The organism is Streptomyces malaysiensis subsp. samsunensis, from assembly GCF_024519315.1.
Lineage (GTDB): Bacteria > Actinomycetota > Actinomycetes > Streptomycetales > Streptomycetaceae > Streptomyces > Streptomyces malaysiensis.
In genome coordinates, this window is sequence record NZ_JANIIC010000062.1 from 26301 (window position 1) to 39377 (window position 13077).

General features: G+C 71.0%; 16 protein-coding genes. 12 read left to right on the forward strand and 4 right to left on the reverse strand.

Annotated elements, in window-relative coordinates; all coding sequences use genetic code 11:
- Positions 1-38: 38 nt before the first annotated feature.
- Complete coding sequence (locus NQU54_RS38195) at positions 39-947, forward strand: LysR family transcriptional regulator (RefSeq protein ID WP_257634992.1); 909 nt, start codon at positions 39-41, stop codon at positions 945-947.
- Between the two features lie 48 nt (positions 948-995).
- Here the strand turns inward: NQU54_RS38195 and NQU54_RS38200 are convergent, their stop codons facing one another.
- Entirely contained in the window at positions 996-1463 is a 468-nt protein-coding gene (locus tag NQU54_RS38200; RefSeq protein WP_257634993.1) for a pyridoxamine 5'-phosphate oxidase family protein, read from the reverse strand.
- A 57-nt stretch (positions 1464-1520) separates the two neighbouring features.
- On the opposite strand from NQU54_RS38200, the gene NQU54_RS38205 reads away from it, so the two are divergent.
- Positions 1521-2225: an isochorismatase family protein gene (locus NQU54_RS38205; protein WP_257634994.1), complete on the forward strand. Its 705-nt coding sequence runs from the start codon at positions 1521-1523 to the stop codon at positions 2223-2225.
- On the opposite strand, the gene NQU54_RS38210 is transcribed toward NQU54_RS38205, so the two are convergent.
- Positions 2191-2691 carry a Rieske (2Fe-2S) protein gene (locus NQU54_RS38210; protein ID WP_257634995.1) on the reverse strand — a complete coding sequence of 167 codons (501 nt, stop codon included), beginning with the start codon at positions 2689-2691 and terminating at the stop codon, positions 2191-2193. The genes NQU54_RS38205 and NQU54_RS38210 overlap by 35 nt on opposite strands.
- Before the next feature lie 146 nt (positions 2692-2837).
- On the opposite strand from NQU54_RS38210, the gene NQU54_RS38215 reads away from it, so the two are divergent.
- The 6 genes from NQU54_RS38215 (at position 2838) to ung (ending at position 8385) form a co-directional block, all read left to right on the forward strand.
- Positions 2838-4457, forward strand: coding sequence for an ATP-binding cassette domain-containing protein (locus NQU54_RS38215; RefSeq protein ID WP_257634996.1), 1620 nt, complete (start codon positions 2838-2840; stop codon positions 4455-4457).
- A 176-nt stretch (positions 4458-4633) separates the two neighbouring features.
- Positions 4634-5458, forward strand: a complete 825-nt coding sequence (locus tag NQU54_RS38220) for a HipA family kinase (protein ID WP_079256508.1) — start codon at positions 4634-4636, stop codon at positions 5456-5458.
- A complete protein-coding gene (locus NQU54_RS38225; RefSeq protein WP_069873740.1) occupies positions 5455-5850 on the forward strand; it encodes a DUF3037 domain-containing protein in 396 nt (131 codons plus the stop codon). Before NQU54_RS38220 ends, NQU54_RS38225 begins: the two co-directional genes overlap by 4 nt.
- A 179-nt stretch (positions 5851-6029) precedes the next feature.
- Positions 6030-6791, forward strand: a complete 762-nt coding sequence (gene fabG / locus NQU54_RS38230; RefSeq protein ID WP_257634997.1) for a 3-oxoacyl-ACP reductase FabG — start codon at positions 6030-6032, stop codon at positions 6789-6791.
- 19 nt (positions 6792-6810) lie between these two features.
- Entirely contained in the window at positions 6811-7572 is a 762-nt protein-coding gene (locus tag NQU54_RS38235; protein WP_257634998.1) for an SDR family oxidoreductase, read from the forward strand.
- Positions 7573-7704: 132 nt separating this feature from the next.
- The gene (gene ung / locus NQU54_RS38240) at positions 7705-8385 is read left to right on the forward strand and encodes a uracil-DNA glycosylase (RefSeq protein WP_069873746.1); all 681 of its coding nucleotides are present in this window, start codon (positions 7705-7707) and stop codon (positions 8383-8385) included.
- Between the two features lie 18 nt (positions 8386-8403).
- Here ung and NQU54_RS38245 read toward each other — a convergent pair whose 3' ends face one another.
- The gene (locus tag NQU54_RS38245; RefSeq protein WP_257634999.1) at positions 8404-8808 is read right to left on the reverse strand and encodes a DUF3224 domain-containing protein; all 405 of its coding nucleotides are present in this window, start codon (positions 8806-8808) and stop codon (positions 8404-8406) included.
- A gap of 95 nt (positions 8809-8903) precedes the next feature.
- On the opposite strand from NQU54_RS38245, the gene NQU54_RS38250 reads away from it, so the two are divergent.
- Together NQU54_RS38250 and NQU54_RS38255 are read left to right on the forward strand one after the other, a co-directional pair.
- Complete coding sequence (locus tag NQU54_RS38250) at positions 8904-9953, forward strand: helix-turn-helix transcriptional regulator (RefSeq protein ID WP_502362212.1); 1050 nt, start codon at positions 8904-8906, stop codon at positions 9951-9953.
- Between the two features lie 26 nt (positions 9954-9979).
- Entirely contained in the window at positions 9980-10444 is a 465-nt protein-coding gene (locus NQU54_RS38255) for a hypothetical protein (protein WP_069873752.1), read from the forward strand.
- Between the two features lie 195 nt (positions 10445-10639).
- Here NQU54_RS38255 and NQU54_RS38260 read toward each other — a convergent pair whose 3' ends face one another.
- The gene (locus NQU54_RS38260; RefSeq protein WP_257635001.1) at positions 10640-11392 is read right to left on the reverse strand and encodes an SDR family oxidoreductase; all 753 of its coding nucleotides are present in this window, start codon (positions 11390-11392) and stop codon (positions 10640-10642) included.
- A 119-nt stretch (positions 11393-11511) separates the two neighbouring features.
- On the opposite strand from NQU54_RS38260, the gene NQU54_RS38265 reads away from it, so the two are divergent.
- On the forward strand, positions 11512-12441 hold the full coding sequence (locus NQU54_RS38265; RefSeq protein ID WP_257635002.1) for an AraC family transcriptional regulator: 930 nt from the start codon (positions 11512-11514) through the stop codon (positions 12439-12441).
- A gap of 153 nt (positions 12442-12594) precedes the next feature.
- Positions 12595-13035 carry a VOC family protein gene (locus NQU54_RS38270; RefSeq protein ID WP_257635003.1) on the forward strand — a complete coding sequence of 147 codons (441 nt, stop codon included), beginning with the start codon at positions 12595-12597 and terminating at the stop codon, positions 13033-13035.
- Positions 13036-13077 lie beyond the last annotated feature (42 nt).

Below are 13077 nucleotides of genomic sequence, written 5' to 3' on the forward strand. Positions count from 1 at the left end.
GCGAGAATTCGTTCGCGATATCACGTAGTATCCCTTACATGTTGAACCTCGATCGCCTACGGACGCTGCACGCCGTGGCCCGTCACGGCTCCGTGAGCGGGGCCGCCGAGGGGCTGCATGTCACCACTTCCGCCGTCTCCCAGCAACTCGCCAAACTGGAGCGGGAGACCGGTCAGCAGCTGCTCGCCAAGAACGGGCGCGGGATCCGCCTCACCGACGCCGGGCGGCTGCTCGCCGACCACGCGGCGCGCATCCTCTCCCAGGTGGAGCTGGCCCAGGCGGATCTGGAGGCGCAGCGCGGCCACGCCGTCGGCGAGCTGCTGCTGGGCGCGTTCCCGACCGCCGTCCGCGGTCTCTTCCCGGACGCGCTGAGCCGGCTGCGCACCGAGCATCCGCAGCTGAACGTGCGGCTCCAGGAGATGGAGCCCGACGAGTCGGTCCCCTCGGTGGTGCGCGGCGACATCGATCTGGCCGTGGTCCTGGACTGGTACAACAAACCGCTGCCGATGCCCGGCGGGCTGGTGAAGGCCGCCCTGCTGGACGACCCGGTGGATGTGGCGATGCCCGCCGACCACCCCCTCGCCGACCGGCACGCGGTCGAGCCGGAGGACTTCGTGGACGACGAGTGGATCTCCTGGCCCAAGGGCGGGTTCTGCTACGACTGGCTGATGGTGACCCTGCGCGGCAAGAGCATCGAGCCGAGGATCCGGCACACCGCGCATGAGCACCACACCCAGCTCTCGCTGATCGCCGCCGGGCTGGGCATCGCCGTGGTGCCCCGGCTGGGCCGCGGGCCGGTGCCCGAGGGGGTGCGGATGGTGCCCGTCAGCCAGCCCACGATGCGGCGGCACATCTACGCGATCTGGCGCGCGGACGCCGACCGCAGGCCCTCGATCCGGGCGGCGGTCGAGGTGCTGCGGTCGGTCGGCGAGAAGATCGTCGACTGACGCGCGGCCGAACCGCGAGCCCGGTCCCGGCTCCGGTCCCGGGGGGCCTCAGCCCTGGGGCAGCTTGCGGAAGTCCCAGGATCGGATGGCCTCGGGGGTCAGCCGCAGCCAGGCGTGACGGCCGTCGTGCGGCATGGCGTCCAGACCGAAATACTTCGCCGCGAACATCCGCTCCGGCGTGTCGAGTTCGGGGCACGACACGCCGGTGCGCGGCTCCTCGCCGATGAGGACCGCCTCGCCGGAGAGCTCCACCCCGCGCAGCTCGCCGTAGTCGTGCCCGTCGTCGACCACCACCGCGATCCGCGGATCGCGGCGCAGCTCGGCCCAGCGGCGGCTGCGGGTCAGGGAGTACAGCCACAGGGCGGTGCCGTCCCAGCAGAACCACAGCGGGCTGATATGCGGCCGCCCGTCCGCGGCCACGGTGGCCACCCGGCAGGTGCGCTGCTCGGCGAGGAAGGCGTTCAACTCGTCCTGGCTCATCATGATGCGGCGCCCGCGCCGCTGGGTGACGGTCATCCGGCCCTGTACCTCCCGGTAACTGGATACGCGGCACAGGATGATTGCTCTTCCTTGATGACGCAAGGGACGCTACGCTCCCGCGCCGTGACCCCGCGTCCCCGGGAAGACCTCGTGGAACTGCTCCGGCCGGAAGGCTGCGCCCTGCTCACCGTCGAATGCCAGCGCGGTGTGGTGGGGCCCGACAGCGCGCTGCCCGAACTGGCCGCCGTGGCCCATGAGTCCGGTGCTCTCGGGCGTGTCGCCCAGCTGGTGGCGGCCGCCCACGACACGGGCGTCCAGGTGCTGCACGCGGTGGCCGAACGGCGCGCCGACGGACGTGGCGCGAACCGCAACGCACCGCTGTTCCGGGCCGTCGAGCGGCTGCCGGTCCGGCAGCTCACCGGAAGCGCGGCGGTGCGGATCGCCGAACCGGTTCCGGTGGCGGCCGAGGACCTGGTCGTACGGCGGCTGCACGGCCTCTCGCCGATCGCCGGGACCGATGTGGACGCGCTGCTGCGCAATCTGGGCTGCCGCACGCTGGTCATCACCGGCGTGTCGGCCAATGTGGCGATCCCCGGCGCCGTCTTCGACGCCGTCAACCTCGGCTATACCGCCGTGGTGCCGGAAGACGCGATCGCCGGGGTGCCCGCCTCGTACACCCCGGCGATGGTCCGTCACACCCTCTCCCTCGTGGCCGCCGTCACCACGGCCGAGGAAGTGGCCGACTGCTGGCGGAGGGCGGCCGTCACGCCATCCAGATCGAGCTTCCCTGCACCTTGATCTGCGCGCCGGGCAGCGGCTTCTGCGCCGGTCCGCCCTTCACGCTGCCGTCGGTGATGTCGAACTTGCTCCGGTGGCACGGACAGTTGATGGTGCCGCCGGTCACATCGCCGACCGAGCAGCCCTGGTGGGTGCAGATCGAGGAGAACGCCTTGAACTCCCCCGCCGTGGGCTGGGTCACCACGACCTTGTGGTCCTTGAAGACCATGCCGCCGCCCTCGGGGATCTGGGAGGTCTTGGCCAGTTCCATACCGTCCCCGCCGGCCGACTGGCCGCCGCCCTCCGCGCTCTGCGACGGCTGCGAGCCCCCGGCGTCCTGGGCGCTGCCCGCGTTGTCGCTGTCCGAACCGCCGCTGTTGTCGTCCTTGCCGCATGCGGCAAGCGTGGCGGCCAGTCCGGCCGCTCCGGCGGCGGTGACGACGGCACGGCGGGTGGTGCCCTGCCCGGTGAACGCCGACTGCGTCATGGTGGTGCCTCCTGCTCAGGGGGACGTTTCACCCTTCCATACGGAGCGCGGGGCCGCCGCGTTCAGCCGCGTGCGGGCGTCCTCGGGCCGGGGCCGGAAAAAATCTCTTTGCCGACCACCCGGCCGTGCCATGAGAATGCCTGGCCATGGGACATCTGGAGGCCGCGCACCTCGCCTACTTCCTGCCCGACGGCCGGCTGCTGCTCGGCGATGTGTCGTTCCGCGTCGCGGAGGGCACGGTGGCCGCCCTGGTCGGGCCCAACGGGGCGGGCAAGACCACGCTGCTGCGGCTGGTCTCCGGTGAGGTGGAGCCGCACGGCGGCACGGTCACCGTCAGTGGCTCGCTGGGGGTGATGCCGCAGTTCATCGGCTCGGTGCGCGATGAGCGGACGGTGCGCGACCTGCTGGTGTCGGTGGCCCAGCCCCGGGTCCGCGACGCCGCCCGCGCGGTCGACGAGGCCGAACTGGCGATCATGGAGCGGGATGACGAGGCCGCCCAGATGGCCTACGCCCAGAGCCTGAGCGACTGGGCCGAGGCGCGTGGCTACGAGGCCGAGACGGTGTGGGACATGTGCACCACGGCGGCGCTCGGAGTGCCCTACGAACGGGCGCAGTGGCGCCAGGTGCGCACCCTCAGCGGCGGCGAGCAGAAGCGGCTGGTGCTGGAGGCGCTGCTGCGCGGGCCCGACGAGGTGCTGCTGCTCGACGAGCCCGACAACTACCTGGACGTACCGGGCAAGCAGTGGCTGGAGGAGCGGCTGCGTGAGACCCGTAAGACCGTGCTGTTCATCAGCCACGACCGGGAGCTGCTGGCCCGCGCGGCCGACCGGATCGTCAGCGTCGAGCCGAGCCCGGCGGGCAGCGACGTATGGGTGCACGGCGGAGGCTTCGCCACCTACCACGAGGCCCGCGAGGAGCGGTTCGAGCGCTTCGAGGAGCTCCGGCGGCGCTGGGACGAGAAACACGCCCAGCTCAAACGGCTGGTGCTGGACATGCAGCGGTACGCGGCCCGCAGCGATGAGATGGCCTCCCGCTACCAGGCCGCCAAAACCCGGCTGCGGAAGTTCGAGGAGGCCGGGCCGCCCCCGGAGCCCCCGCGCAAACAGGACATCACCATGCGGCTCGCGGGCGGCCGCACCGGGGTGCGGGCGCTCACCTGCCGGGCGCTGGGTCTCGAGGGGCTGATGCGCCCCTTCGACCTCGAGGTCTTCTACGGCGAGCGGGTGGCCGTGCTGGGCTCCAACGGCTCGGGCAAGTCCCACTTCCTGCGGTTGCTGGCCGGTCAGAGCGTGGCCCACCAGGGGGAGTGGAAGCTGGGCGCGCGGGTCGTGCCCGGCCACTTCGCCCAGACCCACGCCCATCCTGAGCTCTTCGGGCGCACGCTGGTCGACATCCTGTGGACCGAGCACGCCCGGGACCGGGGGCGCGCGATGAGCGCCCTGCGCCGCTATGAGCTGGACCGCCAGGGCGACCAGACCTTCGACCGGCTCTCGGGCGGTCAGCAGGCCCGGTTCCAGATCCTGCTGCTCGAACTGGCCGGGACGACGGCGCTGCTGCTGGACGAGCCCACGGACAACCTGGACCTGGAGTCGGCCGAGGCGCTACAGGACGGGCTCGCGGCTTATGAGGGCACGGTGCTGGCGGTCACCCACGACCGCTGGTTCGCGCGGTCCTTCGACCGCTTCCTGGTCTTCGGCTCGGACGGTGTCGTCCGCGAGACGGCGGAGCCGGTCTGGGACGAGCGCCGCGTGGACCGGGTCCGCTGAGCGCTCCGCCGGGAATGCCCCGGCTGCCCGGCACCGCTCTCCTCGTCGCCGAGCCGGACATGCTCCCGCCGCCGTAGGAGACACACCGGCACCGTACCGACCGCGCGTCGATACGGTGCCGGTGCCACCGGCCGGATGCGGTCCACCGGGCCGGTCGGCACCGATAACCTGGGCAAATGCTGTCTGAAGTCACCGCGATCCGCTATGTCACGCCCTTGCGTGAGGGCGGATCGCTGCCGGGCATCGTCGAGGCCGACGATCTGGGCACCTATGTCATGAAGTTCACCGGCGCCGGACAGGGCCGCAAGACCCTCGTCGCCGAGGTCGTCTGCGGTCAGCTGGGCCGCCGTCTGGGGCTGCGGGTCCCGGACCTGGTGCGGATCCAGCTGGACCCGGTGATCGGCCTGAGCGAACCGGACCAGGAGGTGCAGCAGCTGCTCAAGGCCAGTGGCGGGCTCAACCTCGGCATGGACTACCTCCCCGGCTCGCTCGGCTTCGACCCGCTCGCCTTCGAGGTGGGCCCGGAGGAGGCCGGCCGGATCGTGTGGTTCGACGCGCTCATCGGCAATGTGGACCGCTCCTGGCGCAACCCCAACATGCTGGTCTGGCACGGGCGGCTGTGGCTCATCGACCACGGCGCCACGATGATCTGGCACCACGGCTGGCGCGGGCTGGACAAGGCCGCCGCCAAGCCGTACGACGCCACCGACCACGTCCTCGCGCCGTTCGCACCGGACGTCGCCGCCGCGGGCGCGGCCCTGGCGCCGCTGATCACCGAGGAGCTGCTCACCGAGGTGGTGGCGGACGTCCCCGGCGAATGGCTGGCCGACGAGCCGGGCTTCGACGGCCCCGACGCGGTGCGCCGCGCCTATGTCGAGGTGCTGCTGGAGCGGGCGGCCACGGTCGGGACGAGGATCACGCTCGGCGAGCGCACCGATGAGGGCCCGTCGAAGGCCCCCCGGTGGCTGCGGGTGTGGGTCGATGGAAAGGCGTCGAAGTGAGCGGGTTCCACAACGGCCGGGATGTCTTCGAATACGCCGTGCTGCGGGTGGTTCCCCGGGTCGAGCGCGGTGAGCTGATCAACGCGGGCGTCCTCGTCTACTGCCGCGCCACCTCCTTCGTGGCGGCCCGGGTCCATCTGGACGAGGACCGGCTGCGCGCCCTGGACCCCTCGGCCGACGTGGCGGCGGTACGGGCCGCGTTGCACGCGGTGGAGTGCGTCTGCTGCGGGGGGGAGCGGGCCGGTCAGGCGGCGGAGGAGGACGCGGGGCGGCGCTTCCGCTGGCTCGTCGCCCCGCGCTCCACGGTCGTCCAGCCGGGGCCGGTGCACACCGGTCTGACGGCGGACGCGGAGGCGGAGGTCGAGCGGCTGCTCGATCTGCTGGTGCGGTGAGACCCCGGGCGGGCGAGCCGAAAGGCGGGTGAAAGCGACCCGAGGTGAGCGAGTGCATAAGAGCGGTCGTTGACAGGCGGTGGCGGGCCTCATAGCGTCACGTGCGCAGGAGAGACTAAGCGGTTGCTCACTCCCGGGACCGGGACGGTGAGCCGCCATCGATGCGAGGGAGAACCCGCATGTCCACCACCGAGCAGCGCGTTGCCATCGTGACGGGCGCGGCCCGCGGCATCGGCGCGGCGACCGCCGTGCGCCTGGCCGAGGAGGGTCGCGTCGTCGCCGTGCTCGACCTCGACGAGGGGTCCTGCGCGGGCACCGTGGAGAAGATCATCGAGGCGGGCGGCAAGGCCATCGCCGTGGGCTGCGATGTGTCGGACGCCGAGCAGGTCGAGGCCGCCGTCGCGCGGGTCGCCGAGGAGCTCGGCGCGCCGACCATCCTGGTCAACAACGCGGGTGTGCTCCGCGACAATCTGCTCTTCAAGATGAGCGAGTCCGACTGGGACACCGTGCTGAACGTGCATCTGCGGGGCGCGTTCCTGATGTCGCGCGCCTGCCAGAAGCACATGGTGGATGCCGGGTTCGGCCGGATCGTCAACCTCTCCAGCAGCTCGGCGCTGGGCAACCGCGGCCAGGTCAACTACGCCGCGGCCAAGGCCGGAATGCAGGGCTTCACCAAGACCCTCGCCATCGAACTCGGCAAGTTCGGCGTCACCGCCAACGCCGTGGCGCCCGGTTTCATCGCCACCGACATGACCGCCGCGACCGCCGAGCGCGTCGGCAGGGGCTTCGAGGACTTCCAGAAGGCGGCCGCGAGCCAGATCCCGGTGCAGCGGGTCGGCGAGCCCGGCGACATCGCCAACGCGATCGCCTTCTTCACCGGCGAGGCGGCCGGTTTCGTCTCCGGCCAGGTCCTGTACGTGGCCGGCGGCCCGCTCAACTGATCAGGAGTCACAGACCAGCATGACCGAGCAGATACAGGACAGCGGCAAGGTCGCGCTCATCACCGGGGCGAGCCGGGGGATCGGCTACGCCATCGCCGAGGCGATGGTGGCCCGCGGCGACAAGGTGTGCATCACCGGGCGCAACGAGGACGCGCTCAAGGAGGCCGTGGAGCGGCTCGGGGCCGACCGTGCGATCCATGTCGCCGGGAAGGCCCATGACCAGGCGCACCAGGCGGCCGCCGTCGAGCGGACGATGGAGGCGTTCGGCCGGGTCGACCACCTGGTGAACAACGCCGGCACCAACCCGGTCTACTCGCCCATCGCCGACCTCGACCTCGATGTCATCCGTAAGGTCTTCGAGACCAATGTGGTCTCGGCACTGGGCTTCGCCCAGCGGACCTGGAAGGCGTGGCAGCGGGAGAACGGCGGCTCGATCGTCAACATCTCCTCGCTCGCCGGGATGGCGCCGTCGCCGTTCATCGCGGCCTACGGCGTCAGCAAGGCCGCCATGATCAACCTCACGGTGCAGCTCGCCCAGGAGTTCGCCCCGCGGGTACGGGTCAACGCCATCGCGCCCGCGGTGGTGAAGACCAAGTTCGCCACCGCCCTGTACGAGGGGCGGGAGGAGGAGACCGCCGCGGCCTATCCGCTCAAACGGCTCGGCGTGCCGGAGGACATAGGGGGCGCGGCCGCCTTCCTCACCTCCGACCAGGCGGCGTGGGTCACCGGTCAGACGCTCGTGGTGGACGGCGGCATCCTCCTGCGCGCCGGACTCGGCTGACCGGCGCCCGGTCCGGCCCCGCGCCCAGGGCACAGGGCCCCGCGCCGGCGCCCGGTCCGTGTGGGGCGTTGTCGGTGGCCGCCGGTAGGTTCTGTGTCCGTAAGACGGAAACACCGACCGGAGGTTGAAGACGTGCCCTATGTGCTGCCCGAGTCCTGGCGCGGGGTCCTCGGCGAGGAGCTGGAGAAGCCCTATTTCAAGGAGCTCACCGAGTTCGTCGAGGAGGAGCGGGCCAAGGGGCCGGTGTACCCGCCGCGCGAGGAGGTGTTCGCCGCCCTGGAGGCCACGCCGTTCGACCAGGTGAAGGTGCTCGTCCTCGGGCAGGACCCGTACCACGGCGAGGGTCAGGGCCACGGTCTGTGCTTCTCGGTGCGGCCCGGGGTCAAGACCCCGCCCTCGCTGCGGAACATCTTCAAGGAGATGGGCGAGGAGCTCGGCCACCCGGTGCCCGACAACGGCTATCTGATGCCGTGGGCCGAGCAGGGCGTGCTGCTGCTCAACGCGGTGCTGACGGTCCGGGGCGGCGAGGCCAACTCCCACAAGAGCAAGGGGTGGGAGAAGTTCACCGACGCGGTGATCCGCGCGGTGGCCTCGCGCCCCGACCCGGCCGTCTTCGTGCTCTGGGGGAACTACGCCCAGAAGAAGCTGCCGCTGATCGACGCCTCGCGGCATGCGGTGGTGAAGGGGGCGCACCCGTCCCCGCTGTCGGCGAAGAAGTTCTTCGGCTCGCGCCCCTTCACCCAGATCGACGAGGCGGTCAAGGCCCAGGGGCACACCCCGATCGACTGGCGGATCCCGGACCTCGGCGCCTGACGGGGGCCTGGAGCCGGCCTAGAGCGCGTAGGCGAAGCTGTAGGGGATCTCGGTGATCCCCTGGCCGGCGGTGAAGGTGCCCGATCCGGTGAGTCCGGTCAGCTCGCCGGTGCCGGATCCGGGTACCACCTCGAAGGCGCAGTGGACGGCGGCGTCCTCGCCCCAGCTGCCGTGCTGCACCACCACGAAGCTGCCCGCGCGCCCGTCGAGGGTGCCGGTCAGCAGCTCGTAGCCGCAGCAGACGCCGGTCTTGTCGGACCGATAGGTGATCGCGTACTGACAGCTGGTCCGCGGTGCCTCGATGCCGCCCGAGAAGGCGTTCGTCACCACGGCCCGGGCCAGCTTCGCACCGCCCTCGGCCTCATCGAGGGCCGTCTCCTGCCAGTCGGCGTAGGTGAAGTGGCCGGTGGTGTGCGTGGTCATGGTGGATTCCTTTCGGGGGCCGGATCGGCTGCGGGAGCCACTCTGGCCGCCGTACCTGACATCTCCTGTCAGGTACGGCGCCCACAATGGACCGCATGCGCGCCGACCGCCTTCTCTCGCTGCTCCTGCTGCTCCAGAACCGGGGCCGGATGACCGCGCCCGAGCTCGCAACCGAGCTCGAGGTCTCGGTGCGCACCGTCTACCGCGATGTGGAGGCGCTGAGCGCGTCCGGGGTGCCGGTGTACGCCGACCGGGGCCCCGCCGGGGGCTTTCGGCTGCTCGACGGTTACCGCACCCGGCTGACCGGGCTCACCGGCGACGAGGCCGACTCGCTCTTCCTCGCCGGGATGCCCGGCCCGGCCGCCGAGCTGGGCCTGGCCGCCGACCTCACCACGGCCCAGCTCAAGCTGCGGGCCGCGCTCCCGGCCGAGCTGGGCGAGCGCTCCCGCCGCATCCAGGAGCGCTTCCACCTCGACGCGCCGGGCTGGTTCCGGGACGCCGAGCCGGTGCCCCATCTGGCGGCCGCCGCCGAGGCCGTATGGGAGCGGCGGGTGCTGCGGGTGCACTACCGCCGCTGGCGCGGTGAGGTGCGGCGGGAGCTGTGCCCGCTGGGCCTCGTCCTCAAGGGCGGCATCTGGTACCTGGTGGCCAGGGTCGAGGACAGCGTGCGCAGCTACCGGGTGTCGCGGATCCTCGGCGCCGAGCTGCTGGCGGAGGTCTTCGAACGGCCCGCCGGGTTCGACCTCGCCGCCCACTGGGAGGAGTCGTCCCGCCGGCTGGAGTCCGCGCGCTTCCAGGGCGAGGCCGAACTCCTGCTCTCCCAGCGCGGGGTGAAGCTGCTCCCGATGCAGTTCGGCGCGGTGGGTGAGGAGGCGGCGGCCGCGGCGGGCCCGCCCGACGACCGGGGGCGGCGGCGTGTCGTACTCCCCGTGGAGTCGCTGCCGGTCGCGGTTCACGACATGCTGCGGCTGGGCACCGACGCCGAGGTGCTGGGGCCGCCCGAGCTGCGCTCCGCCGTCGCCCGCGCCGTCGCCGAGCTGGCCCACCGCTACGGCGCGCCGAACGGCACTCCCGGGGCCCCGCCGGGCCACGACACGCCGGGCGGGGCGTGGCGGACGGTGCATGAGCCGCGGGACACCCCGTAGCTTCTCTCGAAGGACGGGAGGCCGCGATGACGGAAGCGCAGCGGGAGGCGCCGGAGGGCGATGCCGTACTGACCCGGATCGGGCAGGCGGTCATGCTGCACCGGGGCGGTGACCGGGAGGAGGCGCGCAATCGCCTCGCCGCGCTGTGGCGGGAGATCGAACGGGACGGCGCCCCCTTCCACCGCTGCGCCCTCGCCCACTATCTGGCCGACACCCAGGACGACCCTCTGGACGAGCTGATCTGGAACCTGCGGGCGCTCGCCGCGGCGGACGGGCTCACCGGTGCCCTGGCGCCACGGGCGTTCTTCCCCTCCCTCCACCTCAACGTGGCCTCGGGCTATCTGAAGCTGGGCCAGGAGGAGGCGGCCCGGGACCAGCTGGCGCTGGCGCGGGCGGCCGCCGGTGCGCTCGGCGAGGATCCGTACGGCGACGGGGTACGGGCGGCCATCCGGCGGCTGACGCTGGTCCTGGAGGGGAGCGCCGGGGACTGAGGAGCCGGGGCCTACCGGCACTGGCGCGGCGCAAGGTGGGCGTCAAGCCGCCGGCTGCCGCGCGAGGTGGACGGCAAGCTCGTGCCGCGGCCTTCGTGGATGGTGATGGTCACCGTGCCTTTCTGTCACGGATGAGGGCGTTCGGGGGCTCCGGTCCGCGCGCCAGGCGCCCCCGGGTGGTCGGTGGCGTGCTTCTCAGATCTGGTTCTGTCCGCCGTCGACGTAGATGTTGGCGCCGACGATGTAGCTGCTCTGATCGGAGGCGAGGAACGCCACGGTCGCGGCGACCTCCTCGGGACGGCCTATACGCCCCTTCGCCACGGTCGCGGCGACGTGGTCCTTGACGGCGGCCAGCGCTTCTCCGCCACCGACGATGTCGGTGAGCCCGGGAGTTTCGACCCCGCCCGGCGAGACCGCGTTGACCCGGATGCCACGGCCCTTGAGTTCGTTGGACCACGTTCGCGCGAATGACCGGATGGCGGCCTTGGAGGCTGCGTACGTGCCGAATGCCTCCTGGCCGTTGTCCGCGGCGGTGGAGGCGGTCAGGATGACCGAGGCACCGTCGTTGAGCAGCGGAAGCGCCTTCTGCACGGTGAACAGCGTGCCCCGGACGTTGACTCCGAAGACCTGGTCGAAGTGCTCTTCGGTGATCTGCTCCAACGGCACGAACGCACCGGCCGCCGCATTGGCGAAGAGCACGTCAAGACCCCTGCCCCGGGACCGGACCGCGTCGTAGAGCCGGTCCAGGTCGGCCATGTCGGTGATGTCGCCGGGCACCGCACTGGCCCTGGTCGCGCCGATGGTTTCGACGGCGGCGTCCAGCTCCGTCTTGCGTCGACCGGTGATGAAAACGTGCGCGCCCTCAGCCGCCAGCCGCACGGCGGTGGCCAGGCCGATTCCGGTGCCGCCGCCGGTGACGACAGCCGTCTTGCCCTCGAGCTGCCCCATGGGAGTACCTCCATAGATTCCTGCGCTGATCTGTCTCGACAGCAATACTGCGGGAGGGGGCAGTACGATGCATCACGTAACGTCCACAATTCTTTACGCATCATCCAGAGGAGCGGTCAGTGCTCGACTCCAGCGATCTGATCGCCGACGCCATCGGCCTTCTGCGTCCCCGCACCGTGGTTGAACCCGGCCTCCATGCCTCAGGCGCATGGGCCCTGCGCTTCGACCAGTTCCCACACGTGAAGCTCGGCGTCGTCGCGCGCGGCGAATGCTGGCTGGTCCTCGGAGGGCATGCACCCGTACTGCTGGAAGAGGGCGACTTCTACCTGCTGGGCAACCCCCCGCCCTACATCCTGGCCAGCGAGCTCAGCGCGATACCGCGTCATGCGAAGTCGGTGTGGGAGAGCGCTACGGACGGCGCCGTCCGCATCGGATCCGAGGCCGAGGAAGACACCTACCTCTGCGGTGGGCACTTCTCGTTCGAGGGTACGAACGCGCATGGCCTCACCGATGTTCTGCCGCTGCTGGTGCACGTACGGGCCGCGGACCCTCGCGGGAAGCTCCTGGCACATCTGAGTGAACTCATGGTCGCCGAGGTCGAAGCAGTTGCCGTCGGTAGCTCTCTGGTCCTGGAGCATCTCGCGCAGATTCTGTTCGTCCACATGCTGCGCGCCCACGCCGACCAGGCCGAGCGACCCACCGGCTGGCTGGGAGCACTCAGCGACGACGGTATCGGTGCCGCGCTGCGTGCCATGCACGCGGATGTGGCGCGCTCCTGGACACTCAAAGAGCTTGCCGATATCAGCTGTATGTCACGTTCCTCGTTCGCCTCCTCTTTCAAGAAGCAGGTCGGAACCGCGCCACTGGACTATTTGATCCAGTGGCGTATCAGCCTCGCCCGTGATGCCCTGAGCCGCGGAACACGATCGATTTCCGAGCTCGCATTCGCGATCGGCTACAAATCTGAGAGCGCGTTCAGCACCGCGTTTCGTCGTGTGACCGGCTTCTCACCCAGACAGTTTCGTCAGGCGTCGAACCCTGCGGAGTGACACCGAGCCCCTTCTCCGGACCGAAGACCGAAGACCGAAGACCGAAGACCGAGGTCACCAGAGCGCCCGCGGATGTCGAGAACGTGTCACCGGCTCCGTCCCAGGGACATCAGCGGCCCCCACCGGCCGCACGAGGACGAAGGAGAAACCAGCATGGCGATTCAGCGGATGGACAACGTCGGCATCGTCGTCGAGGACATGGACGCAGCCATCGCGTTCTTCGTGGAACTCGGTATGGAGCTGGAGGGCAGGGCGGAGGTCGAGGGCCTCTTCGCCGACCAGTGCACCGGACTCGACGGCGTCCGCTGTGACATCGCTATGGTCCGGACCCCGGACGGCCTCAGCCGGCTCGAGCTGGCGAAATACCGCAGCCCCGCGGCGATCGGCGCCGGGCCGCGCAACCGGCCGCACAACATTCTGGGCACGCACCGCGTGATGTTCGCCGTCGACGACATCGAGGACACCGTGGCCCGCCTGCGCCCTCACGGCGCCGAACTCGTCGGCGAGATCGCCCGGTTCGAGGACAGCTATCTGCTCTGCTACCTCCGCGGCCCGGAGGGCATCATCGTCGGACTGGCCGAGCAACTGCGCTGAGCGGCAGGAACCGAACGAAGGGGGTGGGCTGAGCACCCAGGT

Excerpts from the sequence above, each read along its gene's own strand:
- NQU54_RS38195 (WP_257634992.1), top strand. The coding sequence starts at position 39 with ATGTTGAACCTCGATCGCCTACGGACGCTGCACGCCGTGGCCCGTCAC.
- NQU54_RS38200 (WP_257634993.1), bottom strand. The coding sequence starts at position 1,463 with ATGACCGTCACCCAGCGGCGCGGGCGCCGCATCATGATGAGCCAGGAC.
- NQU54_RS38205 (WP_257634994.1), top strand. The coding sequence starts at position 1,521 with ATGACGCAAGGGACGCTACGCTCCCGCGCCGTGACCCCGCGTCCCCGG.
- NQU54_RS38210 (WP_257634995.1), bottom strand. The coding sequence starts at position 2,691 with ATGACGCAGTCGGCGTTCACCGGGCAGGGCACCACCCGCCGTGCCGTC.
- NQU54_RS38215 (WP_257634996.1), top strand. The coding sequence starts at position 2,838 with ATGGGACATCTGGAGGCCGCGCACCTCGCCTACTTCCTGCCCGACGGC.
- NQU54_RS38220 (WP_079256508.1), top strand. The coding sequence starts at position 4,634 with ATGCTGTCTGAAGTCACCGCGATCCGCTATGTCACGCCCTTGCGTGAG.
- fabG (WP_257634997.1), top strand. The coding sequence starts at position 6,030 with ATGTCCACCACCGAGCAGCGCGTTGCCATCGTGACGGGCGCGGCCCGC.
- NQU54_RS38235 (WP_257634998.1), top strand. The coding sequence starts at position 6,811 with ATGACCGAGCAGATACAGGACAGCGGCAAGGTCGCGCTCATCACCGGG.
- NQU54_RS38245 (WP_257634999.1), bottom strand. The coding sequence starts at position 8,808 with ATGACCACGCACACCACCGGCCACTTCACCTACGCCGACTGGCAGGAG.
- NQU54_RS38250 (WP_502362212.1), top strand. The coding sequence starts at position 8,904 with ATGCGCGCCGACCGCCTTCTCTCGCTGCTCCTGCTGCTCCAGAACCGG.
- NQU54_RS38255 (WP_069873752.1), top strand. The coding sequence starts at position 9,980 with ATGACGGAAGCGCAGCGGGAGGCGCCGGAGGGCGATGCCGTACTGACC.
- NQU54_RS38260 (WP_257635001.1), bottom strand. The coding sequence starts at position 11,392 with ATGGGGCAGCTCGAGGGCAAGACGGCTGTCGTCACCGGCGGCGGCACC.
- NQU54_RS38270 (WP_257635003.1), top strand. The coding sequence starts at position 12,595 with ATGGCGATTCAGCGGATGGACAACGTCGGCATCGTCGTCGAGGACATG.